Consider the following 23,795-nt stretch of genomic DNA (forward strand, 5'->3'; position numbering starts at 1 on the left):
CGGCGGGCAATTCTGGCGGTCCCACGGGAGGGGGCGCCGGGATTGCCGCGGGCGTCGTTGCCCGGCTCGGCACTGCCTAGCTCGGCAGCTTCCAGCCGAAGCGCACGCTCAGCAGGCGCGCCGCCGTGATGGTGATGGCGCCCGCCAGCAGGGCCAGTTCCTGCTCGGCCCGCATCCAGGTCAGGCCAACATAGACCCAGCAGCCGACAAAAGCGCAGGTGGCATAAGGCGAGCGGTCACGCAGGATCATCGGCACCTCGTTGCACAGCACGTCGCGCACCACGCCGCCGAACACCGAAGAGATGATGCCCATCATGACCGCCACGGTCGGGGTCATCTGCGCCACCAGCGCGAGCGATGTGCCGGTGACGGAAAACAGCCCCAGGCCGATTGCATCGGCCGTGATCATGGTGCGCTCGGACGCTACCCGGCTGACCACGCGCAGCACGAACGACGCGCCGAGCGACATCACGAAGATCAGGATCACATAGCCTTCGTGGTCGACCCAGTAGAAGGGGCGGCGGTCCAGCAGCACGTCGCGCACCGTGCCGCCGCCGAAGGCGGTGGCGAACGCCACCACGAAAGTGCCCACGGCATCGAAGCGCTGCTTGCGCGCATCGACCACGCCGGAGACGGCAAAGGCGAGCACGCCCACCACTTCCATGACATGCAGGATCAGGGGCAGCCGCCCCATCAGGAGATCGAGCGGCAGATGCATCGTGCGCGCCGTCTCAGGCGTGCGGCTGGCGCAGCAGCACCATCAACGCGCCGGCGCCACCCTCGGCGCCGCGTGCCTGCACGAAGGCCAGCACTTCTTCCTTCTGTACCAGCCAGCTGCGCACCTTGCCCTTGAGCACGGGCGTCTTGTCCGGCGAGCCGTTGCCCTTGCCGTGGATCACGCGCACGCAGCGCACGCCACGCTTGACCGAGCGCCGCACGAACTCGGCCAGCGCCTCGCGCGCTTCGTCGCTGCGCAGGCCGTGCAGGTCGATCTTGTCCTGGGGCACCCATTCGCCGCGGCGCAGTTTCCTGACTACGTCCATGCCGATGCCGGGGCGGCGGAACGACAGGGTTCCATCGGTATCCAGCAGGCTTTCGACGTCGAACTCGTCGGAAAGCGACGCGGCCAGCACGGCTTTGTCGTCCAGCTGGGTTTGTACCGGCACGGGCGCGGGGTGGCGCGGGGCGGGGTTGACGCGGTTGCGGTCGCGCAGGGTGTTGACGTTGCCTACGCTGCTGCGGAATACGTCGGCCTCTTCGCGGGCGCGCTGCGCCGCTTCGTCCGCCGCGCGGCGCTCGGCTTCACGCCGCTCGGTGTCGGCCTTGAGGGAGTCGCGCAGGCCGGACAGGTCGGTCAGGCCGAAACGCTGGGGCTGGCTGGCGGGTTTGGCGGATTTCTTGGCGCCGTGCGTCATGGAGTGTCTCCGGGGTGCTCGGCGTGATTATAGGGTGGGCAGGCCCGGCCTTTGTCTCAGCTTGCCGACAAAGCCGGCTCTGCGTTGTCGTGCTCCCCTCCCCCCCTGAGGGGAGAGGGAGACAGCCGTCGTCATGGCGCGCGGCTTTGGCCTGTTCGGCGGCTTCGGCTGATGCTACAGGTTTGTCAGCAGCCTTAGTCTCTTTACTGCAGGGCTTCCACGTAACGCTGCGCGTCCAGCGCTGCCATGCAGCCCGTGCCGGCGCTGGTGATCGCCTGGCGATAGATGTGGTCCTGCACGTCGCCGGCAGCGAACACGCCCGGGATGCTGGTGGCCGTGGCATCGCCGGCCAAGCCGGTCTTGGTCACGATGTAGCCGTTTTTCATGTCGAGCTGGCCTTCGAACAGGTCGGTATTGGGCTTGTGGCCGATGGCGATGAACACGCCCGCCAGCTTGAGCTCTTCGGTCTTGTCGCCCTGGGCATCGCGCAACTTGATGCCGGTCACGCCCGATTCGTCGCCCACCACCTCGTCCAGCACGGTGTTGTAGCGGATTGCGATACGGCCTTCCTTCTCGCGCTGGAGCAGGCGGTCGACCAGGATCGGCTCGGCGCGGAACTTGTCGCGGCGGTGGATCAGGGTGACCTTGCTGGCGATATGCGACAGGTAGAGCGCTTCCTCCACCGCGGTGTTGCCGCCGCCGACCACGGCCACTTCCTGGTTCTTGTAGAAGAACCCGTCGCAGGTGGCGCAGGCCGACACGCCGCGGCCCATGAACAGCTCTTCCGACTGCAGGCCAAGGTACTGGGCCGAGGCGCCGGTGGCGATGATCAGCGAATCGCAGGTGTATTCACCGGCATCGCCAACCAGGCGGATCGGGCGTTCGGTCAGCTTGGCGGTATGGATGTGATCGAAGATGATTTCGGTGTTGAAGCGCTCGGCATGCTCCAGGAAGCGCTGCATCAGTTCCGGGCCTTGCACGCCGTTGGCGTCGGCGGGCCAGTTTTCCACGTCGGTGGTGGTCATCAGCTGGCCACCCTGGGCCAGACCGGTGATCAGCACCGGCTGCAGGTTGGCGCGGGCCGCGTAGACGGCGGCGGTATAGCCGGCGGGGCCGGAACCGAGAATCAGCACTTTTGCGTGTTTGGCCATGATGCTTTCCTAAGGCTGGTGCGCCTTGATGCGCACTAGCGTGAATCGAAACCAGCATTATAAGTGGACCGGCGTTTGCTCACTGTTGCAAATTCCAATGAGAGCGATAGCCCCGGCCAAGGTTAAAATGGCCACCACCACCCTCTTCAAATGGCAACCCAGACCCAAGGCATGGCCCGAGCTACTACCACAACACGTACCGATCCTTCCGCGCTGCCCTCGCGCATCGGCAAGCTGCTGGGCGAAGTGCGCTGGTTCCTGTTGCTGGCGGTCACACTGGCCTTCGTCTGCATCCTGGCCAGCTACAGCAAGGCGGACCCCGGCTGGTCGCACGCCAACCAGGTAGCCGACATCCACAACCTCGGCGGTCGCGTGGGCGCTTGGATGGCCGATGTGCTGTTCTTCGTCTTCGGCTTCTCCGCCTACTGGTGGGCCGTGCTGCTGGTGCGCCGCTGCTGGCGCGGCTGGCGCGCGCTGACCGCCGAGCTGCCCGAGCGCACCGGCGAGGCCCGGCAGGGCCTGGTGGTGAGCTGGATCGGCTTTGGCCTGTCGCTGATCGCCAGCATGGGGCTGGAAGCCATCCGCATGTACCCGCTGCGCGCCGCGCTGCCGCGCGCCCCCGGTGGCGTGCTGGGCGACCTGCTGGGCGGCTGGATGCAGATGGCGCTGGGCTTTACCGGCGCCACGCTGCTGCTCTTGCTGACGCTGGCCATCGGCCTGTCGCTGTTCTTCCATTTCTCGTGGCTGTCGGTGGCCGAGCACGTGGGCGGCTTCGTCGAGACGCTCTTCCTCGGCTTCAAGGCGCGCCGGGAGAGCAAGCAGGACCGCATCATCGGCGAGGCGGCCAAGGTCGTGCGCACCGAAACCGTGGAGGTGCAGCGGGTCAAGATCGAGGAAGCCGCGCCGGTGCAGATCGTGCGGCCGCAGGCGGTGCCCAAGCACGAGCGCGTGGAGCGCGAGAAGCAGCAGCCGCTGTTCGCCGATATCCAGGACTCCGACCTGCCGCCGCTGGCGCTGCTGGACCCCATCCCGACCCACCAGGAAACGGTGAGCGCGGAAACGCTGGAATTCACCTCGCGCCTGATCGAGAAGAAGCTCAAGGACTTTGGCGTCGAGGTCAAGGTGGTGGCGGCCTACCCGGGCCCGGTCATCACCCGCTATGAGATCGAGCCGGCCACCGGCGTCAAGGGCAGCCAGGTGGTCAACCTGGCGCGCGACCTGGCGCGTTCGCTGTCGCTGGTCTCCATCCGGGTGGTGGAAACCATCCCCGGCAAGGTCTACATGGGGCTGGAACTGCCCAACCCCAAGCGCCAGACGGTGCGGCTGTCCGAGATCCTCGGCTCGCAGGTCTACAACGAGAGCGCATCCAATCTCACCATGGCGCTGGGCAAGGACATCGCCGGCAAGCCCATGGTGGCGGATCTCGCCAAGATGCCGCACTGCATGGTGGCCGGCACCACCGGCTCCGGCAAGTCGGTGGGCATCAACGCCATGATCCTGTCGCTGCTCTACAAGGCCAAGGCCGAGCAGGTGCGGCTGATCCTGATCGATCCGAAAATGCTCGAAATGAGCGTCTACGAAGGCATCCCGCACCTGCTGTGCCCGGTGGTGACGGATATGCGCCAGGCCGGCAACGCCCTGAACTGGGCGGTCGGCGAGATGGAGCGGCGCTACAAGCTGATGAGCAAGCTGGGCGTGCGCAACCTGGCCGGCTACAACAAGAAGATCGACGAAGCCGCGGCGCGCGAGGAAAAGCTCCCCAATCCGTTCAGCCTGACCCCGGACGCGCCAGAGCCGCTCGAAAAGCTGCCGATGATCGTGATCGTCATCGACGAGCTGGCCGACCTGATGATGGTGGTGGGCAAGAAGGTGGAAGAGCTGATCGCGCGCATCGCGCAGAAGGCCCGCGCCGCAGGCATCCACCTGGTGCTGGCCACGCAGCGCCCGTCGGTCGACGTGATTACCGGGCTGATCAAGGCCAACGTGCCAACCCGCATCGCCTTCCAGGTCAGCAGCAAGATCGATTCGCGCACCATCCTCGACCAGCAGGGCGCGGAAGCGCTGCTCGGCATGGGCGACATGCTCTACCTCGCGCCGGGCACCGGCGTGCCGATCCGCGTCCACGGCGCCTTTGTCTCCGACGATGAAGTGCACCGCGTGGTCGAAAAGCTAAAGGAAGGCGGCGAGACCAACTACATCGAGGGCATCCTCGAAGGCGGCGTGGCCGAGGGCGACCTGGGCAGCGATGGCATGGGCGGCGGCGCTGGCATTGGCGGCGGCGGCGAGGCCGATCCGCTCTACGACCAGGCAGTCGACGTGGTGCTGAAGAACCGCCGAGCCTCGATCTCGCTGGTGCAGCGCCACCTGCGCATCGGCTACAACCGGGCCGCGCGGCTGCTCGAGGACATGGAGAAGGCCGGCCTGGTCTCCGCCATGTCGGGCAACGGCAATCGCGACATCCTGGCCCCGGCCGGCACGGCCCGCGAGGAAGAATAATCTGCCGCGCGTAACATGCTGTTACGCGCGAAGCACATCGTTGCGGAATCCGGCGCCCGTGCGCCGCTCTAACCGGACAGGCAGCGCAGCCGCCCCGGCGGTGCGCATCCTCCAACCCAGCAAGGACAACACCATGCGAATCCGCATTCTCGTGTCGGCGTGCGCCGCGGCGGCCATGCTGTCGCTGACAGCGACGGCGGCCATGGCGGCCGGCACCGACCAGCTCCAGGCCTTCGTGGCGGGCGTGAAGAGCGCCAAGGGCGAATTCACCCAGCGCCAGGTCAAGGGGCAGGGCGACAGCCTCAAGGTGGCCAGCACATCCAGCGGCACGTTCGCTTTTTCTCGCCCCGGCAAGTTCACCTGGCGCTACGTCAAGCCTTACGACCAGTTGCTGCAGGCCGACGGCCAGACGCTCTACATCTACGACAAGGACCTCAACCAGGTCACCGAGCGCAAGCTCGATGGCGCCCTGGGTTCCAGCCCCGCCGCGATCCTGTTCGGCAGCAATGACCTGGAAAAGAACTTTGTCGTGAAGAACGGCCCCACGCGCGATGGCGTGGAGTGGCTTGAGCTTACCCCCAGGGCCAAGGACACGCAGTTCGAGCGCATCGGCATCGGCTTCAAGAGCGGCAACCTGGAAGCGATGGAGTTGCGCGATGCCTTCGGCAACACCACGCTGCTGACCTTCAGCGCGATGCAGAAGAACCCCGTGCTGCCGGCCGACACCTTCCGGTTCGCGGTGCCCAAGGGCGCCGATGTGCTCAAGCAATGAGGCGCCCCATGATCCCCGCATTCCTTGCGCTGCCGGCCTGGCGCCGTGGCGGTGCCATTGCCGGCATTGGCGCTGCCGCGCTGCTGGCCGCGTGCGCCAGCCCCGGCGCCAGCAAGCAGTTCGACGTGGATGCCTTCCTGCGCGCCTCCGATACGGCGCTGCCGGAAGTGCTGGCCAACCCGGATTTCCTCTCCGCCACGCAGGCCAGCGCCAACGATTGCGCCGTGCTGCTGCAGTCGGTCACCAGCGGCGTGCTGGAAGGGCTGCCGCCCGCCGGCAGCGGACGCGGGCCCGCCTGGCTGCTGCATCCGGCCGGCGCCCCGGCCAACGTGTGGCTGGTGGTCAGCAAGAACGGTGGCGAACGGACCTGCCATGGGCCGCTTCCAGCCGATGCCATGAAGGCATTGGTGGAGCGCGCCAGCACTTGAATGTGATGCGTGGATAGTGCCGGGACGTGATGGCAGCCCCGGCGGGCTCTGCCATTCCGATGTGCGTCTCAATCATCACTTTTACACTTCCCGACTCGCTGCGAGAAAAATGACAACGTTGTAACTTGACCCCGGAAACAGGAATGATTATTGTTCTGTTTCTCACTTGTCTTGCCAAAGATGCATCCAAGGCATCTTCAGGACGGCATACATCAATCATCGAAGGGGGAGAGTCATGACCGTATTCCGCCGCTTGCTGCCGCGGGCCGCTGCGCTCGCTGTTCTGGCATTGCCGCTCGCCGTGTCCGCCCAGGAGAAGGTGCTGAACCTTTACACCGCGCGCCACTACCAGACCGACGAAGCGCTCTACGCCAACTTCACCAAGCAGACCGGCATCAAGATCAACCGCATCGAAGGCCAGGAAGACCCGCTGCTGGAGCGCATCAAGAGCGAGGGTGCCAATAGCCCGGCCGATGTGTTCATCACCGTCGACATCGGCCGGCTGTGGCGGGCCCAGCAGGCGGGCGTGTTCGCGCCGCTCAAGTCGAGCGTGCTGGAGTCGCGCATTCCCGCCAACTACCGCGACCCGAATGGCGACTGGTTCGGTTTCTCGGCGCGGGCCCGCGTGATCGCCTACAACAAGGCCACGGTCAAGCCCGGCGACATCAAGACCTACGAGGATCTCGCCGATCCCAAGTGGAAGGGCAAGCTTTGTATCCGCTCCAGCGGCCACGTGTACAACCTGTCGCTGATGTCCAGCCTGATCGCCCATGACGGCGAGGCCAAGACCGAGCAATGGACGCGCGGCGTGGTGGCCAACCTGGCCCGTGCGCCCAAGGGCGGGGACACCGACCAGCTCAAGGCGGTGGCAGCGGGCGAGTGCGAGATCGCGGTGGCCAACACCTACTACATCGCCCGTATCCTCAAGTCGACCAAGCCCGAGGACAAGGCCGTGGCGGAAAAGCTCGGCGTGCTGTGGCCCAACCAGGCCAGCCAGGGCGTGCACATGAACATCTCCGGCGGCGGCATGCTCAAGCATGCGCCCAACAAGGAGTCGGCGCGCGCGTTCCTGGAGTACCTGGCCAGCGACGAGGCGCAGCGCTATTTTGCCGATGGCAACAATGAGTGGCCGGTGGTGGAAAACGTGAAGATCAGCAATGCGGCGCTGGAAGCCCTGGGCAGCTTCAAGGCGGACAAGATCAACGTGGCCGAACTGGGCAAGCACCAGCCGCAAGCGCAGAAGCTGGCGGACAAGGCTGGGTACAAGTAAGAAGCAAGAAGGCGCCAGCGCGACCTGGCTGGCGGGGCGGAAATGGCGGCGTGAGCCGCCATTTCCCATTTACGGCTTGGGTACTGGCCTGGCTTTGGCCCCGGGCCGCTTGGCGGCCTTGCCCTCGCTGCCTTCGCCATTTTCAAGGCGCCGGAAGTTCAGCTTTGCGCCGCGTTCCCTGTGCTTCTCGAAGGTCATCTTCAACTGCTCGCGCCGCTTCTTGTGCGTGTGGCCCAACGTGCCAGCCGCATACGGGAGCTTGGCCACTACCGCACCCGCGGTCTGGCGCGCCAGCAGCACGTCCAGCGCCTGCCGCGCGCGCACCTGGGCGTGCAGCAGCGCATCCGAGGGATTGGCCTTGGCTCGGTTCATGTCGTAGGGCAGCATGACCGGCCCGGCAAGCTGGCGCAGCGCCGCGCGGATATGCGGGCTGTCCAGCCCGGCCTCGTGGAGGACCCAGGCGGCGTCATGGCGCAGCCACGGCTCCGGGTCGCCGAGCTTGCGCAGCAGGGCAAGCGAGATATCGGCCTGGCGGTAACCGTGCGCGCGCCTTACCGCGTTGAGCGCGATGCGCCTGACATGGGAGTTCTCGTGATCGAACAGGTCCGCCACCAGGCGCTCGACCATGCCAGGTTTTTCCAGCTGTTCAGCCAGTTGGCCCGCCAGGGCGATTTCCTCGACTGCGCTGATCCGGTCTTGCCGGGTCATCCGGTTCAGGTTGAACACGAGCATGCGGTAACGAAGCTGCATAACACTCCCTGAAAACGCGGCGAACAAATGCCGGGCAAGGATTGCGGCCGGCACAGTCATGATGCGGCGCGAAGCACGCCAGCGGCGGGGGCAGACCGCTTTGGCTCGCGCGAGAAAGGGCGCGGCGAGCCGGGGCGCAGCTTCGGACTAGGGGGATATCGGCAATACGTTGAAGATCTTTAGGAAAATTCGCAAGCTATTCCCGTCTGCTATGTCCGCCGGTTATTCCCGCGCATCCCGCCGTATCGAGCGCGACAGCAGGATCACCGGCAGCAGGCTCACCGCCACGATCACCAGCGAGGCGGTGGCGGCCTCGGCCAGGCGCTCGTCGGAGGCCAGGTTGTAGGCCTGCACGGCCAGCGTGTCGAAGTTGAACGGCCGCATCACGAAGGTGGCCGGCAGCTCCTTCATGACATCGACGAAGACGATCAACGCCGCGGTCAGCAGGCTGCCGCGCAGCATCGGCAGGTGCACGCGCCGCAGCGTGGCGCCGGGGCCGTGGCCAAGACTGCGCGCCGCTGCGTCCATGCCCGGCGTGATCTTGACCAGGCCAGCGTTGACGGTTTGCAGCGCCACGCCCAGAAAGCGCACCAGGTAGGCATAGACCAGCGCGGCAATGCCGCCGGTCAGCAGGAGCCCGGCCGACCATCCCAGATGCTGCTGCAGCCAGGCCGACATGGCATTGTCCAGCCGCGCCACCGGCACCAGCACGCCGACCGCCACCACCGAGCCGGGCAGGGCATAGCCCATGCCGCACACCCGCGTCAGCGCGCGCAGCAGCCAGCCCCGGCCGGCGGCCATGCCGCGCCCCGCATAACCGATCACCAGCGCTGCCAGCACCGCAATCAGCGCGGTGACGCTGGCCAGCGCGAAGCTGTTGCGCACCAGGCCGATAAAGCGCGGGCCCAACTGCGCGTCGCCTTCGGCCAGCGCCATCTTGCACAGCATCAGCGCCGGGATGGCAAAGCCCAGCAGCACGGGCACCACGCCTACCAGCAACGCCAGCGCGGCACGCCAGCCGTGCAGCCGGTAGGCCGGCGCGCGGCGCTGGCCGCCGTGCACGCGGGCGCGGCCGCGACTGGCGCGCTCGGCCAGCAGGATGCCGATCACGAACAGCAGCATGCAGGCCGACAACTGCGCTGCCGCGTTCTTGTCGCCCAGCGAGAACCAGGCGCGGTAGATGCCCGTGGAAAAGGTCGGGATGCCGAAATAGGCCACCGTGCCGAAATCGGCCAGTGTCTCCATCAGCGCGAGCGCGGTGCCGGCCACAATGCCGGGCCGCGCCAGCGGCAGCATCACGCGCCAGATGCTGCCCCAGGTGCCATAGCCAAGCAGCCTTGCCGCTTCCAGCGTGTTCAGCGTCTGCTGCAGGAAGGCCGCGCGCGCGGTCAGGTAGACATAGGGGTAGAGCACCAGCGTGAACAGCACGATGGCGCCGCCCAGCGAGCGGATATCGGGGAACCAGTATTCGCGCGCACGCCAGCCGGTCACTTCGCGCAGCCAGCTTTGCACCGGGCCGGCGAACTGCAGGGCATCGGTATAGGCGTAGGCAATGACATAAGCCGGCATCGCCAGCGGCAGCACCAGCGCCCATTCCAGCCAGGCCCGCCCGGTGAACCGGTAGGTGCTGACCAGCCACGCGGTGGGCACGCCTACCAGCAGCACGCCGGCGCAGACCCCGGCCAGCAGCCACAGTGTGTTGCCAACGTACTCGGCCAGGACCGTGTCGGCCAGATGCCGCCAGGTGTCGCCGCTGGGCACGAGCAGGCTGCCGGCCACCTGCGCGATCGGCAGGGCGATCAGCAGCGCGGCCAGGGCGGCAACCAGGGCTAGCGGGTGCAGGCGGCGGGTACGGCTCGGGCGAAGCAGGATCATGCGGCAGCGGATTGGGTGGTGGGTTTGGTGCGGGACAGGTCGAGGCCCGGCGGCAGGGCTCGGTCGGCAGGCCTTGCGAGGCCAGTCCCGCATTCTAGCAATGCGGGTACGCAGGGCGACACATCCGCATGTGACAGACATCAAGGGCCTGCGTCCATATAATGCTCGGCATGCCAGGCCACCCGCATTCCAATTCATCCATGCCAGCACGATCCGATATCGTGATCGAGGTCGATCGCATCCACCATGGCTTTGGCAGCCAGCGCGTTGTCAACGACCTGTCCTTCACCCTCGCGCGCGGCAGCATCGCCTGCCTGCTCGGCCCCAGCGGTTGCGGCAAGACCACCGTGCTGCGCGCCATCGCGGGTTTCGAGCCGCTGCGCGAAGGCCGCATCCTGCTGCAAGGGCAGGTGATGTCGTCGCCAGGGTTTGCCGTGGCGCCCGAGCACAGGCGCATCGGCATGGTCTTCCAGGACTACGCCTTGTTCCCGCACCTGAGCGTGGCGGACAACGTGGCCTTCGGGCTGCATGCCGTGCGCCGCGGCGAACGCGCGGCGCGGGTCGAAGAAATGCTCGCGCTCGTGGGCCTGGCCGGATCCGGCGGCAAGTTCGCGCATGAACTCTCGGGCGGCCAGCAGCAGCGCGTGGCGCTGGCTCGCGCACTGGCGCCAAAGCCGGAGTTGCTGCTGCTCGACGAGCCGTTCTCCAACCTTGACATCGAGCTGCGCGAGCGCTTGAGCCTGGAGGTGCGCGACATCCTCAAGGCCCAGGGCGCCACCGCCATCCTGGTCACGCACGACCAGTACGAGGCCTTTGCCATGGCCGACGAGATCGGCGTGATGCACGCCGGCGCCATCGAGCAGTGGGACAGCGCGCACAACCTGTATCACCGGCCGGCCACGCGCGTGGTCGCGGACTTCATCGGGCAGGGCGTGCTGATGCCGGGCCAGCTTGCCAGCCCGCACTCGGTCACGCTGGAACTCGGCACGCTGCACAGCAACGAGCCGCTGGGCGTTCCGCCTGCCACGGCAGAGGTCGATGTGCTGATCCGCCCCGACGATATCGTCCACGACGACGACAGCCCGCTGCGTGCCCAGATACTGCACAAGGCCTTTCGCGGCGCAGAGATCCTGTACACCCTGCGCCTGGCCGGCGGCGGGCAGGTACTGTCGCTGGTGCCTTCGCACCACGATCATGCGCTAGGCGAACACATCGGCATTCGCGTGGAGGTTGACGACGTGGTGGCGTTCCGGCGCGGCTGAGCGCACGCCCCAAGGGTCCTGGCAGCTTGCTTGCTTACTGATTTGTCTTTCCCGACACGACGGCTTCAAGGCTTCAAGGCTTCAAGGCTTCATGGCTTCATGGCCTCACTACCTCCCGATGCCAGGACTCTCATCATGTTTTCTTCCCTGAAGTGCGCATCCCGGCCGCTGCGCCGCCAATGCCTGCGCAGCGGCCTGCTGCTGGCCTTGCCGCCCGCTTTGCGTGCCTCGGTGGACGCCCGCGCAGGCGACCGAGCAAAAGCAGTGGGCCCGCCTGGGCACCCGCCTGGCAGAGAACGCCGCGCGCATGCGCGCCAACGGCGTGACCATCCAGGACAACCCCGCTCCGGCGGTGCAGCTGGCACTGCGCGATGCCGGCGCGGGCGCGGTGACGGCCTGGCGCACGCGCGTGGGCAGCGAGCGTGCTGGCGTGCTGGATGCCTTCACGCGCAATGAGCGCGCCGCGCGCTGATTCGCCAGCCGTGGCGGGCTGCGCGGCCCGCCGCGCGCGATGGTCTACACTGTCAGGTTCCTAGGCGCAGCGGGCACGCACCGTGCGCGCCTGACCTGACATAAAGGCCTGAATACCGTGGCGGACACGCTGTTTTCCGAAGCTCCCGATCGTTCCCAACAACCCCTGGCCGAGCGCCTGCGCCCGCGTAATATCGACGAGGTGATCGGCCAGCAACACCTGCTTGGCGCCGGCAAGCCGCTGCGGGTGGCGTTCGCGTCCGGCGAGCCGCATTCCATGATCCTGTGGGGCCCGCCCGGCGTGGGCAAGACCACGCTGGCGCGGCTGATGGCCACGGCCTTCGATGCCGAGTTCATCGCGTTGTCGGCGGTGCTGTCCGGCGTCAAGGACATCCGCGAGGCAGTCGAGCGTGCCGAGCAATACCGGGCCCACGGACGGCGCACGCTGGTGTTCGTGGACGAGGTGCACCGCTTCAACAAGAGCCAGCAGGACGCCTTCCTGCCGCACGTGGAAAGCGGGCTGTTCACCTTTATCGGCGCCACCACCGAGAACCCGTCCTTCGAGGTCAACGGCGCATTGCTGTCGCGCGCCGCGGTGTATGTGCTCAAGAGCCTGGACGACGCGGAGCTGACGCAACTGGCGCGGCGCGCCAGCGAAGAGCTGGGCGGCCTGCAGTGGGAGGAAGAGGCGCTGCAGCTGATCGTGGCCTCGGCCGATGGCGATGGCCGCAAGCTGCTCAACAATATCGAGATCGTGGCGCGCGCCGCGCGCAGTGCCAACGCGCCGGTCATCGACAACGCGTTGCTCGGCAGCGCCTTGTCGGAGAACCTGCGCCGCTTCGACAAGGGCGGCGACGCGTTCTACGACCAGATCAGCGCGCTGCACAAGTCCGTGCGCGGCTCCGATCCCGATGCCACGCTGTACTGGTTCTGCCGCATGATCGACGGCGGCGCCGATCCGCGCTACCTGGCGCGGCGCATCGTGCGCATGGCGTGGGAGGACATCGGCCTGGCCGATCCGCGTGCCGCCCGCATCACGCTGGATGCCGCCGAAACCTACGAACGGCTGGGCTCGCCCGAAGGCGAGCTCGCGCTGGCGCAAGCCTTGATCTACCTGGCCGTGGCGCCCAAGTCCAATGCCGGCTACAACGCCTACAACACCGCGCGTGCCTTCGTGGCCAAGGACAAGTCGCGCGGCGTGCCGGTGCACCTGCGCAATGCGCCGACCAAGCTAATGAAAGAACTCGGCTACGGCCACGCCTACCGCTACGCGCACGACGAGCCCGAAGCCTATGCCGCCGGCGAGCACTACTTCCCCGACGACCTCAAGCGCCCGGGCTGGTACAAGCCCACGCCGCGCGGGCTAGAAGGCAAGATCGGCGACAAGCTGCGCCACCTGCGAGATCTTGACGCGCAATGGCACCGGCAGCAGGGCAAAGGCAGGGGCAGGGACGACGACGGTGGCGACGGCGGCGGGGCCCAATAGCGCGCATCGCCGTTGCCCGGCGGCGTGTCCTCGCGAACAGCGGGCGATCCGCCAGCCTGTTCTCCAGTCGGCGCAACGGTGTCAGCCCCGGCCAGTACAGTAAAATGCCGGATCCGCCAGCATGTCGCTGGCCAATGCACCTGCCCTCACACGCAACATGCTAGACATCCAGCTGTTCCGCAAAGACATCGACGCCGTGGCGCAACGCCTTGCCACGCGCGGATTCCAACTCGACGTAGCGGCCTTCCAGGCACTCGAAGCCGAGCGCAAGCAACTGCAGACCCGGACCGAGGAACTGCAGGCGCGCCGCAACAGCCTCTCCAAGCAGATCGGCATGCTCAAGGGCAAGGGCGAGGACGCCTCCGCGGTGATGGCCGAAGTCGGCGGCATCGGCGATGCCCTCAAGGCATCGGCCGCGCGCCTGGACGAAATCCAGGCCCAGCTCGCCGATATCCTGGAGGCCATCCCCAACCTGCCGCACGAAAGCGTGCCGGTGGGCCGGGATGAGACCGGCAACGTGGAAGTGCGCCGCGTCGGCACACCCCGCAGCTTCGACTTCGAGGTCAAGGACCATGTCGACGTGGGCGAGCGCCTCGGGCTGGATTTCGATACCGCGAGCAAGGTCACGGGCTCGCGCTTCGCCATGCTGCGCGGTGGCATCGCACGCATGCACCGCGCGCTGGTGCAGCTGATGCTGGACACCCACACGATCGAGCACGGCTACACCGAGATGTACGTGCCCTACATCGTCAATGCCGCATCGATGCGCGGCACCGGCCAGCTGCCCAAGTTCGAAGAGGACCTGTTCAAGGTGCCGCGCAAGGTCGGCAGTGAAGAGGGCGAGCGCATCGAGAACTTCTACCTGATCCCCACGGCGGAGGTACCGCTGACCAACATCGTGCGCGACGCCATCGTGGCCGGCGACAAGCTGCCGCTGCGTTTCGTTGCCCACACGCCTTGCTTCCGCTCGGAAGCCGGCTCCTACGGCCGCGACACGCGCGGCATGATCCGCCAGCATCAGTTCGACAAGGTCGAGCTCGTGCAGGTGGTGCAGCCCGAGCACTCGTTCGATGCGCTGGAGCAGCTCACCGGCCACGCCGAAGCTATCCTGAAGAAGCTCGACCTGCCGTTCCGCACCGTGGTGCTGTGCACCGGCGACATGGGCTTTGGCAGCACCAAGACCTATGACCTCGAAGTGTGGATCCCCGCGCAGGGCACCTACCGCGAGATCAGCTCCTGCTCGAACATGAGCGACTTCCAGGCCCGCCGCATGCAGGCCCGCTTCCGTGCGGGCCAGGGCAAGCCGGAACTGCTGCATACGCTCAACGGCTCCGGCCTGGCGGTTGGCCGCACGCTGGTGGCGATCCTGGAAAACTACCAGAACGCCGATGGTTCGCTGACGGTGCCGGCCGCATTGCAGCCGTATCTGGGCGGCCTGGCGCGCCTTGAGCCCGAGGCGTAATTTTTCACGCGAGGGGCTTGCGGGGCAAACAAGGTTTCCTCTATAATCTTGTTCTTCGCGACAAGCGACCCAGTTACCGGAGAGGTGGCAGAGTGGTCGAATGTACCTGACTCGAAATCAGGCGTAGGTGCGAGCCTACCGTGGGTTCGAATCCCACCCTCTCCGCCAGCAGTACGCAAAGCCCCACGATTCCTCACAGAGTCGTGGGGCTTTTGCTTTGGGGGTACGGTTCGCGCGTTTTCTGCACAATGCGCGGCACAACGCGCGGCACGATGGCGGCAGGCATCGTTGCACAGGTCACTGAGCCAGCTCGCGCGATATACTCTGCTCATCGCTGCAACCACAGCGATCGGGATTGGCGTCCCGAACGAAAAGGCGGACAGTCGCCGCCAGGCGATTTTTTACGTCCGTTTTGCCTCTGCGCGCTTTTCATTGGGCGGGCCTGGGCAGGGGAGCCTTCGGGCTCGCCGGATCCTTTTCGCCGGTACGCCAACCTTGCCTTGCGCCCGCCCACCCCGATTGGCGTCGGGGTGGGGGATCGAAACCGCATGAAAAGGAGGCAGCACCATGCCCCAGGTTTTCCTCGCCCATCAAAGGCAATCGAAACACCCAACATTCCCCTTAGGCTCACGTCGCACGCAGGCCAGGCTCCAGGAGGCGTGCCATGGGTAAGCACTGCCGCTACGGCATCACAGCCGAACACGCCGAGTCGGCAATGTTTGTCACTACACGCACCTCGCTCGAGGATCCTTTGAGTCTGGCCGCCGAGCGTGCCGCGCAGCTCTATGGATTGCTGTTCATGATTAGCGAATATGCGGCCTCTGGCGATACCTTCAGCGCACTAAAACAGGAAATCCAGAACGGTGTCTTTTCTTTGGCGGCCGGGTTGGCTCGCGAGACGCTGGTGTTGAGTGAACTGGCCGCCCAGCGTGGCGAGGGAGGCGTGGCGTAATCGATGGCAGTGCCTGGGCTTCGAAGCGCGCCGGACATGGCAACCTGGGTGCCGGACCTCTATATTGGTTAAGTGGCAACCGCCACGTCGACCAGAATGGAGGTAAGGCATGAGCCGGAACGCTCACTCCAATTCGAAGCGGCCGTCCCCGAATATCCGCATAGAGAAACGGCACAGCAAGGAGAGCGAGGTGCAGGAGGTTTCTCAGAAGGACCCGAAGATGGCTGAACCTGGCGCGATGCGTCAGCGCACGCATCGCAAGTAATTTAGCCAACCCGCAGTCAACCACGCAGTCAACCCTGCGCACCCGCGCGGGGCCCGCAACCGGCCCCGCGCAGTCAATGCACTATCATGACGCTGCTCCGATTTGAACAGCCGCTCATGACACAGTCTTCTTACCAGCCTTCCCCGCACGCCTTGCCCGGCGCCGATGCGTCCTCCGACTATCTGCATGGCATGCCCTTTCGCCACTACAAGGGCGGTGCCTATGCCATCGTCGGGCTCGGCGTGATCGAGTCGGACCTGTCGCGGGTGGTGGTGTACGAGTCGATGCGGGATCGCTCCCGGTTGTGGGTGCGGCCGCTGGACGTATTCAGCGAAAGCGTGGCCACGCCGCAGGGCACGCAGCCGCGTTTCGCGCCAGACTGGCCGGCCGCGCTGGCTTGCCTGGCCTGGTTGCCGCGCGCGACCGTGCTGCAGGTGCTGGCCTGCTACGACGCGCCTTACCGGCATTACCACGATCGCCGCCATGTACTGGAGATGTTTGCGCTGGCGCAGGCGCGCGGCATTGCGCTTGCGCCAGCGCAGGCGCTTGCCGTGCTGTTCCACGACGCGGTCTACGTGCCGGGTTGCGAGCATAACGAAGCGGCATCGGCCGGGTTGATCGAAACCATGGTGAGCGGGGTCGATGCGGCGGTGACAGCGCTGGCCGCGCGCATCGTGATGGATACGTGCGGGCATCGTGCGTCGGTGCCAGAGTCCGAGGCGGTGCTGGATCTGGACCTGTCTCGGCTGGCTGCGCCTGAAGCGGAATTCGACGCCTGGACTCTCGCTGTGTTCGAGGAAAACAAGGCGCTGCTGGCCAATCGCACAGGCTTGTCCGGCGATGCCCTGTACGCGGCATTCATGCAGCGGCGGATCGCTTTCCTGCAGGCGATGGCGCAGCGGCCGCAGTTGTTCGCGACGCCCGCCTTTGCCGATTGCGAAGCGCCGGCACGCGCCAATATCGCGCGCATGGCGGCGGGGGGCTGAGCCGATGGTGGCTGCTCCCGTTCAAGCGCTCGCCGTGGTCCAGCCCGCTGGCGCGCCCTGGCTCACACCGGCAACCGCGCTGGGCGTGGTGGGCCTTCTCGCCTTGTTCGCGCTGTTGCTGCTCTGCGTGGTGCGCGGCCTGCTGCTGGTCATCCGCCCGCTGGTGCGCCGGCTCGATGCCGCGCGGCTGCGTGGCCGCGACGCGCTGCGCGTACGCGCCACGAAGCCGTGGCCGCGCGTTGCCAGCCTGCTGGAGCGCGATATCGTCGAGCTGCTCGTGCTGGCGGTGGGCGGAGTGCTGTTGCTGGCGTGCGCTGCCGCCTTGCTGTGGCTGGGTGAATCCATCGCCGAAGGCGCGCCACTGGTGCAGGTGGACCAGGCGGTGTTCGCGCAGCTTCGCGCATGGCAGCAAGGCTGGCTGGATACGGCCATGGTGGCGCTGACCGAGTTGGGCGGCGCGCGGGTGTCCGTGGCGGTGGGCGTGGCGGTCTTTGGCTGGCTGGCGTGGCGCCGGACTTGGGTGGCGGCGGCGTACTGGGTGGGGGCGCTGGTTGGCGCGCGCGCCTGCGTGATGGTGCTCAAGCTCGCCCTTGAGCGCAGCCGGCCGGCCAGCATCTACGGCGGCCTGGAGTCGTTCTCGTTTCCCAGCGGCCACGCCACCAGCAGCATGGTGACCTACGGCTTCCTGGCTTTCCTGTTGTGCCTGCGCCAGCCGTGGCGGGTACGGATGCCGGTGGTCGCGCTGACGGCGGTGGTGGTGACGCTGATCTGCCTGTCGCGGCTCTACCTTGGCATGCACTGGCTGTCCGACGTGCTGGCGGGCTGCGCGCTAGGCTTTGCCTGGATCGTGCTGCTGGGCACCGCGTACGTTACCCTGCATGCGCCGGAGCGCCTGGCGCCGCTGCGCCTGGGCGCGGTCGCCGCCGCGGCGGTGGTGGTGGTCGGGGCCTGGATCGTGGTGTTCCAGTTGCCCACCACGGTCGAGCGCTATCGCCGCGCGCTTACGGCTGGAACGGCTCCGCCGGCGGCAGTCGCGAGACCAGCAACTGATCGATCTTGTGATGGTCGATGTCCAGCACCTCAAAGCGGAATCCCGCGGCCTCGATCGCTTCCGATTTCTTCGGGATCCGTTTGAGCGTGTAGATGACGAGCCCGGCGGCGGTGTCGACGTAGTCTTCGCCGGGCAGCTCATCGAGCTCCAGCGCTTTCTTCAGGTCCACCAGCGGCGTCACGCCGTCGACCAGCCACGAACTCTCGTCGCGCCGCACGATCTGCTCGTCTTCGGTGGAGTAGATGATGTTGCCCATCAGCGCGCCAACGATATCGTCCAGCGTGACGATGCCCACCACCAGTCCATACTCGTTCATCACCACCGCAAAATTCTGGTGCATCTCGCGAAAGCGCGTGAGCGATTCGGTGAGCGTCAGCGTGTCCGGGATCACCAGCACATTCTTGTCGTGGTGCTTGCCGATATTGCCGATGTTGCCGATCACGCCGGTGGAATCGTCGGCGAGGAACATCTGCAGGATGTCCTTCGAATCGATATAGCCCAGCACGTCATCGAGGTTGTGCCCGCACACCGGATACTGTGCTTGCGGATAGTTGACCAGCTTGCGCCGCAGGCTGTCGGCGGACTCGTCCAGGCCGATGTAGACCACATCGTCGCGCGGGGTCATCACCGCGGTGACGTTCTTCGCGTCCAGCTCGAACACGTTCTCGATCAGGTGGATCTCGTGCTTGTGCAGCACGCCGGCCTCCGCCCCGGCATCGACCATGGCGGCGATGTCTTCCGTGGTGATCTGGTCGATGTGCTTGGTGGGCACGCCGAACACGTGCAGGGTGGCGTTGGCGGCGCCGTTGAACACATAGACCAGCGGCTTGAAGATCTTGATGAGCGTGAGCATCGGCCCGATCACCACCAGCGCGCAGGCCTCGGGAAACGTCATGGCGATGCGCTTGGGGATCAGGTCGGCGAACTGGATGAAGAGCAGGGTGACGATCAGGAAAGAGCCGACATTGGCGATGCGCTGGGTAGTGACCACGTCCAGGTAGGGCAGCAGCGCCGTCTGCAGCAGGTCGGAGACATGCTTCTCGCCGACGATACCGGCCAGGATGGCCACGCTGTTGACGCCGATCTGCACGATGGTGAAGAAGTTGCCCGGCTCCTCCTTGAGCAGCATGATCTTGGTGGCGCGGCGGTCGCCACGCTCCGACAGCACCTGCAGCTTGGTGCGGCGCGCTGCGGTCAGCGCGATCTCGGAAATCGAGAAGAAGGCGCTGATCAGGATAAGGAGAAGCAGGATAAGGGCGAACATAGGTTTTGGGGGGGGGCACCGTTCAGGCGCTTTGATGATGGTGCACGGTGCACGGTACTGTCAAATTCTGCAAAGGGCCGGGGCAGGGCAGCCCGCTTCATTTAGGGGCATGCTCGAAGCTGACCGCCGGCGCCTCCAGCCGCTGCGGCAGCGCAGCAGCCAGCGCTATTGCGGCGGCGGCAAACTGCTCGCGCATATCGTCGGCCAGGCTGGAACTGCCGCGGTGGCTGGCGCGCAGCAGCTGGATCTCGAAAGGCAACGCGGGCTTGACCTCATGCAGCGACACACGCTCCGGGTTTGCGCCCAGCGCGGTGTACTGGTCTAGCAAGGTGAGGCCCAGGCCGGCATCGACCAGGGCCAGCGCCAGCGAATAGGTCTGGACTTCCAGCGTCGAGCGCGGCTCGAGCGCATTGCGCGCCAGGGTCTGGCGCACCAGCAGCCCGAGCGAGCTGTTGTCGTCGTAGGCGATGAAGGGGCGCTCCACCAGCCGGTGCATTGGCACGTCGGCCCGCCGGCCGCGGGCCGCCAGCGGCTCGCCGCGCGGCACCGCCAGCAGCATCTGGCCGCCAGCTACCGGTTCGCTGATGATGGCTTCGTGGCGCGGTGGCGAGAAGGCGAAGCCCAGGTCGATCTGGTTGGCCAGCAAGCCTTGCACGACCTCGCCGGTGTGGTGGGTCAGTACCTGCACCTGGGTGTCGGGATGGCGCGCGCAAAAGCGGCGTACGGCTGGCACCAGCAGCGGATTGGCCAGGCTGGGCGTGGCCGCCACGCGCAGGCGGCCGGCGCCTTTGTGGCGCAGGCTTTCGGAAACGCGGCGCACCCGCTCGATCTCGCCATATAGCCGCTCGACATCGCCATACAGCGCGTTGGCCTCGGGCGTGGCCTGCAGCCTGCCTTTTACCCGGTCGAACAAACGGAAGCCGAGCGTGGCCTCGGCATGCTGCAGCACGCGGGTGACGACCGGCTGGGAGACGTGCAGCAGCCGCGCGGCCTCGCTGACGGTGCCGGTCAGCATCACTGCCCGGAAGATTTCGATCTGACGCAATCGCATGTGGCAAGGGAGGGCGCCCCGGAATAGCGGCATCCATAGCCTAAAGACATATTCTTGCACGTATTGGCATTGGGCAAGCCGGGCTCTCGTGGACTACCCTCTGTGGATCGGATCAAAGAGGCGGGTGATGAAGGTTGTGATCGTAGGGGCGGGCGTGATCGGGATGAGCGCGGCGTGGCGGCTGGCAGGCGACGGGCACGAGGTGACCGTGCTGGAGCGGCGCGATGGCCCGGGCGAGGAAACCAGCTTCGCCAACGGCGGGCAGCTCAGCTATAGCTATGTGGCGCCGCTCGCCGGGCCGGGCGTGCTGGCCAAGGTGCCCGGGTGGCTGCTGCGCGCCGATTCGCCGATGCGCTTCCGGCCATCGGCGGACCCGGCGCAGTGGCGCTGGCTGGTCGCGTTTGCACGGGCTTGCAATGCCTCCGCCAGCGAGGCCACCACGCGCAAGCTGCTGCGCCTGGCCTTCTACTCGCGCGACCTGATGCAGGCTTTCGTCGACAGCCAGCCGGTGGAGTTCGGCTTTGCCCGGCGCGGCAAGCTGATTGTGCACCGCGATGCGGCCAGCTTCGACGCTGCGTGCCGCCTGCTCGATTACCAGGCCAGCCTGGGCTGCGAGCAGCAGGCGCTGGACAGCGATGCCTGCGTGGCGCTGGAGCCGGCGCTGGCCGGCATCCGCGGCGAGATTGCCGGGGCCATTCACACGCCGAGCGAGGAAGTGGCCGATTGCCATCGCTTCTGCCTGGCGCTGGCACAGTTGCTGCAAGACCGTCCCGGCGTGGCGCTGCGTTTCGGCACCGGCGTGCTGGGTATCGAGCGCGCAGGCGAGCGCGTGACCGGCGTGCGCACCGATGCCGGCATCGAGCGGGCGGACGCGGTGGTGGTGGCAGGCGGCATCGGCAGCGTGGCGCTGCTCAAGCCGCTGGGGCTGCGGGCGCCGCTGTGGCCGCTCAAGGGCTACAGCATCACGGTGCCGATCCGCGATGGCGAGCGTGCGCCGCACATCAGCATCACGGACTTCGCGCGCAAGATCGTCTATGCCCGCATCGGCAACACCCTGCGTGTGGCGGGCATGGCCGACCTGGTGCGCGGGGACACCGTCATCGACCGTGCCCGCATCGCCACGCTGGCCTTTGAGACCCGCGCGCTGTTTGGCGACATGGCGCCGGGCATGGAGCCGGAGCAGTTGCAGCCCTGGGCGGGCCTGCGCCCGGCCACGCCGACCGGCCTGCCGATGGTGGGGCCCACGAGCCTGCGCGGCCTGTGGCTCAATATCGGCCACGGCGCGCTTGGCTTCACGCTGGCCATGGGCAGCGCGGGCTTGCTGGCCGATGGCCTGGCCGGGCGCAAGCCGGCCATCGATGAAAGGGATTTTGCCGCGGCGCTGGCTTGATGGGCAGCGTTCCGGGGCAGTTTTTACGTTTGCATTACCGCTGAGAAATGCCGCTTCACGACCAAGCAGGACTTCGAGCCATTCCCATCCAAGGAGAAAACGATATGAAATCGCACGTCCGTTCCAACCGAATCTCCCGTTGCCTGCTGGCGGTTGCCATGCTGGCTGGCGCCGCCGGCGTCGTTCACAACGCCAATGCTGCAGACGGCGATACGCTGCGCAAGATCAAGGACACCGGCGTGATCTCGCTGGGCTATCGCGAGTCCTCCATCCCGTTCTCCTATACCAACGGACGCGATGTGATGGGCTACTCGCACGAGATCCTGCTGCAGATCGTCGACAAGGTGAAGGCGCAACTGCAGTTGGCCAAGCTCGAGGTCAAGCTGGTGCCCATCACCTCGCAGAATCGCATTTCGCTGATGCAGAACGGCACCATCGACATCGAGTGCGGCACCACCACCAACAACCTGGAGCGGCAGAAGCAGGTAGCGTTTTCCAACAGCCTGTTTGTCTACGGGCTGCGCATGCTGACCAAGAAGGATTCGGGCGTGAAGGACTTCCCCGATCTCAAGGACCGCAACGTGGTGACCACCGCAGGCACCACGGACGAGCGCCTGCTGGTCAAGATGAATGGCGAAAAGGCCATGAACATGAACCTGATCAGCGCCAAGGACCACGGGCAGTCCTTCCTGATCCTGGAGACGGGCCGCGCGGTGGCCTTTGTCATGGACGAGCCGCTGCTCTACGGCGAGCTGACCAAGGCCAAGAGCGCCAATGACTGGACCGTGGTGGGCACGCCGCTGCAGACCGAGAACTACGCCTGCATGTTCCGCAAGGACGATCCGTCCTTCAAGGCGCTGGCCGACGGCGTGATCGCCGACCTGATGACCAGCGGCCGTGCCGAGCAGTTGTACAAGAAGTGGTTCCAGTCGCCGATCCCGCCGCGCAACATCAACCTGAACTATCCGCTGTCAGCCGACATGAAGGATCTTTACGCCCACCCGAACGACAAGGCGTTCCAGTAAGCAGGGCGGCGCAGGGCCCGGCAGGGCAGGGCGAATCGTTATTGCTGTTCGACAGGAAATTGCGCTAGGCTAAAAGCCGGCCTGCGCTCTTGCCGGGCCAACGCCGGGCCAACGCTTGCCGGACCGATGCGGACGCCGTCCGCGTCGGCTGTGCTGACTGGAGAACATATGCGATCGCTTCGTACTGGCTGTCTCAACGCCCTGTTCGCCGTTTCGCTGCTGGCGGCCGGCGCTGCCGCGCAGGCCGCGGACCTGCTCGATACCGTAAAGCAGGCCGGCGCGCTCAAGATCGGGCTGGAAGGTACCTATCCGCCGTTCAACTACCGCGGCAGCAACAACCAGCTGGAAGGCTTCGATGTGGATGTGGCGAAGGGCGTGGCGGCCAAGCTGGGCGTCAAGCCGGAGTTTGTCACCACCGAATGGAGCGGCATCATTGCCGGGCTGCAGGCTGGCAAGTTCGACGTGATCGTCAACCAGGTCGCGGTGACGCCGCAGCGCAAGCAGGTGCTGGATTTCTCCACGCCTTACGTGTATTCGGCGGCGCAACTGATCCAGCGCAAGGATGACAACCGGCAGTTCAAGTCCCTCGAGGACCTGAAAGGCAAGAAGCTGGGCGTGAGCCTGGGCAGCAACTACAACGAGCTGGCCAAGTCGGTGCCCGGCATCGACGTCAAGACCTATCCGGGCGCGCCCGAATACCTGCGCGACCTGGCAGCCCAGCGCGTGGATGCCGCGCTCAACGACCGCCTGATGATCAGTTACCTGATCAAGATGTCCAACCTGCCACTGCGGCCCGGCGCGATCGTCGAAGGCGGCAACTCGGAGGTGGCGATTCCCTTCCGCAAGGACAACCCGAAGTTCGCACAGGCCATCGACCGGGCCCTGGACGAGATGCGCAAGGACGGCAGCCTCGGCAAGCTGTCGGTGAAGTGGTTTGGCGGTGACGTGACCAAGCCCGCCAAGTAAGCGCGGG

20 protein-coding genes, 1 tRNA gene and 1 pseudogene are annotated in these 23,795 nt (G+C 66.4%); 15 read left to right on the forward strand and 7 right to left on the reverse strand.

The window, feature by feature from the left end; genetic code table 11:
• Window positions 1-76: 76 nt before the first annotated feature.
• From ACGLHR_RS05260 to trxB, 3 genes are all read right to left on the reverse strand, one after another.
• Complete coding sequence (locus tag ACGLHR_RS05260) at window positions 77-718, reverse strand: trimeric intracellular cation channel family protein (protein WP_318237542.1); 642 nt, start codon at window positions 716-718, stop codon at window positions 77-79.
• A gap of 13 nt (window positions 719-731) precedes the next feature.
• Window positions 732-1,415 carry a Smr/MutS family protein gene (locus ACGLHR_RS05265; RefSeq protein WP_400092472.1) on the reverse strand — a complete coding sequence of 228 codons (684 nt, stop codon included), beginning with the start codon at window positions 1,413-1,415 and terminating at the stop codon, window positions 732-734.
• Between the two features lie 203 nt (window positions 1,416-1,618).
• Window positions 1,619-2,566 (reverse strand): thioredoxin-disulfide reductase, encoded by a 948-nt coding sequence (gene trxB, locus ACGLHR_RS05270; RefSeq protein ID WP_267605823.1) that lies wholly within the window; start codon window positions 2,564-2,566, stop codon window positions 1,619-1,621.
• 171 nt (window positions 2,567-2,737) lie between these two features.
• On the opposite strand from trxB, the gene ACGLHR_RS05275 reads away from it, so the two are divergent.
• The 4 genes from ACGLHR_RS05275 (at window position 2,738) to ACGLHR_RS05290 (ending at window position 7,532) form a co-directional block, all read left to right on the forward strand.
• On the forward strand, window positions 2,738-5,062 hold the full coding sequence (locus ACGLHR_RS05275; protein WP_400092474.1) for a DNA translocase FtsK: 2,325 nt from the start codon (window positions 2,738-2,740) through the stop codon (window positions 5,060-5,062).
• Between the two features lie 133 nt (window positions 5,063-5,195).
• A complete protein-coding gene (gene lolA, locus ACGLHR_RS05280) occupies window positions 5,196-5,834 on the forward strand; it encodes an outer membrane lipoprotein chaperone LolA (RefSeq protein ID WP_267605825.1) in 639 nt (212 codons plus the stop codon).
• Window positions 5,835-5,842: 8 nt separating this feature from the next.
• Window positions 5,843-6,262 (forward strand): hypothetical protein, encoded by a 420-nt coding sequence (locus ACGLHR_RS05285; RefSeq protein WP_267605826.1) that lies wholly within the window; start codon window positions 5,843-5,845, stop codon window positions 6,260-6,262.
• Between the two features lie 235 nt (window positions 6,263-6,497).
• The gene (locus ACGLHR_RS05290; RefSeq protein ID WP_400092476.1) at window positions 6,498-7,532 is read left to right on the forward strand and encodes a Fe(3+) ABC transporter substrate-binding protein; all 1,035 of its coding nucleotides are present in this window, start codon (window positions 6,498-6,500) and stop codon (window positions 7,530-7,532) included.
• Between the two features lie 69 nt (window positions 7,533-7,601).
• Here ACGLHR_RS05290 and ACGLHR_RS05295 read toward each other — a convergent pair whose 3' ends face one another.
• Window positions 7,602-8,282: a hypothetical protein gene (locus ACGLHR_RS05295; RefSeq protein ID WP_400092477.1), complete on the reverse strand. Its 681-nt coding sequence runs from the start codon at window positions 8,280-8,282 to the stop codon at window positions 7,602-7,604.
• 222 nt (window positions 8,283-8,504) lie between these two features.
• Window positions 8,505-10,157 carry an ABC transporter permease gene (locus tag ACGLHR_RS05300; protein WP_400092478.1) on the reverse strand — a complete coding sequence of 551 codons (1,653 nt, stop codon included), beginning with the start codon at window positions 10,155-10,157 and terminating at the stop codon, window positions 8,505-8,507.
• A 200-nt stretch (window positions 10,158-10,357) separates the two neighbouring features.
• Here ACGLHR_RS05300 and ACGLHR_RS05305 point away from each other — a divergent pair, with 200 nt between their 5' ends.
• The 8 genes and pseudogenes from ACGLHR_RS05305 to ACGLHR_RS05340 all read left to right on the forward strand — a co-directional run.
• On the forward strand, window positions 10,358-11,419 hold the full coding sequence (locus ACGLHR_RS05305; protein ID WP_400092479.1) for an ABC transporter ATP-binding protein: 1,062 nt from the start codon (window positions 10,358-10,360) through the stop codon (window positions 11,417-11,419).
• 223 nt (window positions 11,420-11,642) lie between these two features.
• A complete protein-coding gene (locus ACGLHR_RS05310; protein ID WP_400092481.1) occupies window positions 11,643-11,891 on the forward strand; it encodes a hypothetical protein in 249 nt (82 codons plus the stop codon).
• A gap of 117 nt (window positions 11,892-12,008) precedes the next feature.
• Window positions 12,009-13,376 (forward strand): replication-associated recombination protein A, encoded by a 1,368-nt coding sequence (locus tag ACGLHR_RS05315; protein ID WP_400092483.1) that lies wholly within the window; start codon window positions 12,009-12,011, stop codon window positions 13,374-13,376.
• Window positions 13,377-13,533: 157 nt separating this feature from the next.
• A complete protein-coding gene (gene serS / locus ACGLHR_RS05320; protein WP_400092553.1) occupies window positions 13,534-14,838 on the forward strand; it encodes a serine--tRNA ligase in 1,305 nt (434 codons plus the stop codon).
• 78 nt (window positions 14,839-14,916) lie between these two features.
• Window positions 14,917-15,006, forward strand: a tRNA-Ser gene (locus ACGLHR_RS05325).
• A 496-nt stretch (window positions 15,007-15,502) separates the two neighbouring features.
• Window positions 15,503-15,790: a hypothetical protein gene (locus ACGLHR_RS05330; RefSeq protein ID WP_400092485.1), complete on the forward strand. Its 288-nt coding sequence runs from the start codon at window positions 15,503-15,505 to the stop codon at window positions 15,788-15,790.
• A 381-nt stretch (window positions 15,791-16,171) separates the two neighbouring features.
• Entirely contained in the window at window positions 16,172-17,041 is an 870-nt protein-coding gene (locus ACGLHR_RS05335) for a DUF1653 domain-containing protein (RefSeq protein WP_400092487.1), read from the forward strand.
• Between the two features lie 430 nt (window positions 17,042-17,471).
• Window positions 17,472-17,885, forward strand: a pseudogene (locus ACGLHR_RS05340) (phosphatase PAP2 family protein); the annotation flags it as partial.
• Between the two features lie 157 nt (window positions 17,886-18,042).
• Here ACGLHR_RS05340 and ACGLHR_RS05345 read toward each other — a convergent pair.
• Window positions 18,043-19,356, reverse strand: coding sequence for a hemolysin family protein (locus ACGLHR_RS05345; RefSeq protein ID WP_400092488.1), 1,314 nt, complete (start codon window positions 19,354-19,356; stop codon window positions 18,043-18,045).
• A 97-nt stretch (window positions 19,357-19,453) separates the two neighbouring features.
• On the reverse strand, window positions 19,454-20,407 hold the full coding sequence (locus tag ACGLHR_RS05350) for a LysR family transcriptional regulator (RefSeq protein ID WP_400092490.1): 954 nt from the start codon (window positions 20,405-20,407) through the stop codon (window positions 19,454-19,456).
• A 127-nt stretch (window positions 20,408-20,534) separates the two neighbouring features.
• Between ACGLHR_RS05350 and ACGLHR_RS05355 the strand changes: the two genes are divergently transcribed.
• The 3 genes from ACGLHR_RS05355 (at window position 20,535) to ACGLHR_RS05365 (ending at window position 23,788) form a co-directional block, all read left to right on the forward strand.
• Window positions 20,535-21,797 (forward strand): D-amino acid dehydrogenase, encoded by a 1,263-nt coding sequence (locus tag ACGLHR_RS05355; RefSeq protein ID WP_400092492.1) that lies wholly within the window; start codon window positions 20,535-20,537, stop codon window positions 21,795-21,797.
• A 104-nt stretch (window positions 21,798-21,901) separates the two neighbouring features.
• Window positions 21,902-22,822: a glutamate/aspartate ABC transporter substrate-binding protein gene (locus ACGLHR_RS05360; protein WP_400092493.1), complete on the forward strand. Its 921-nt coding sequence runs from the start codon at window positions 21,902-21,904 to the stop codon at window positions 22,820-22,822.
• Window positions 22,823-22,990: 168 nt separating this feature from the next.
• Window positions 22,991-23,788: a transporter substrate-binding domain-containing protein gene (locus tag ACGLHR_RS05365; protein WP_267605837.1), complete on the forward strand. Its 798-nt coding sequence runs from the start codon at window positions 22,991-22,993 to the stop codon at window positions 23,786-23,788.
• Window positions 23,789-23,795 lie beyond the last annotated feature (7 nt).

The organism is Cupriavidus sp. CuC1 (genome assembly GCF_044627735.1).
Classification (GTDB): Bacteria; Pseudomonadota; Gammaproteobacteria; order Burkholderiales; family Burkholderiaceae; genus Cupriavidus; species Cupriavidus ulmosensis.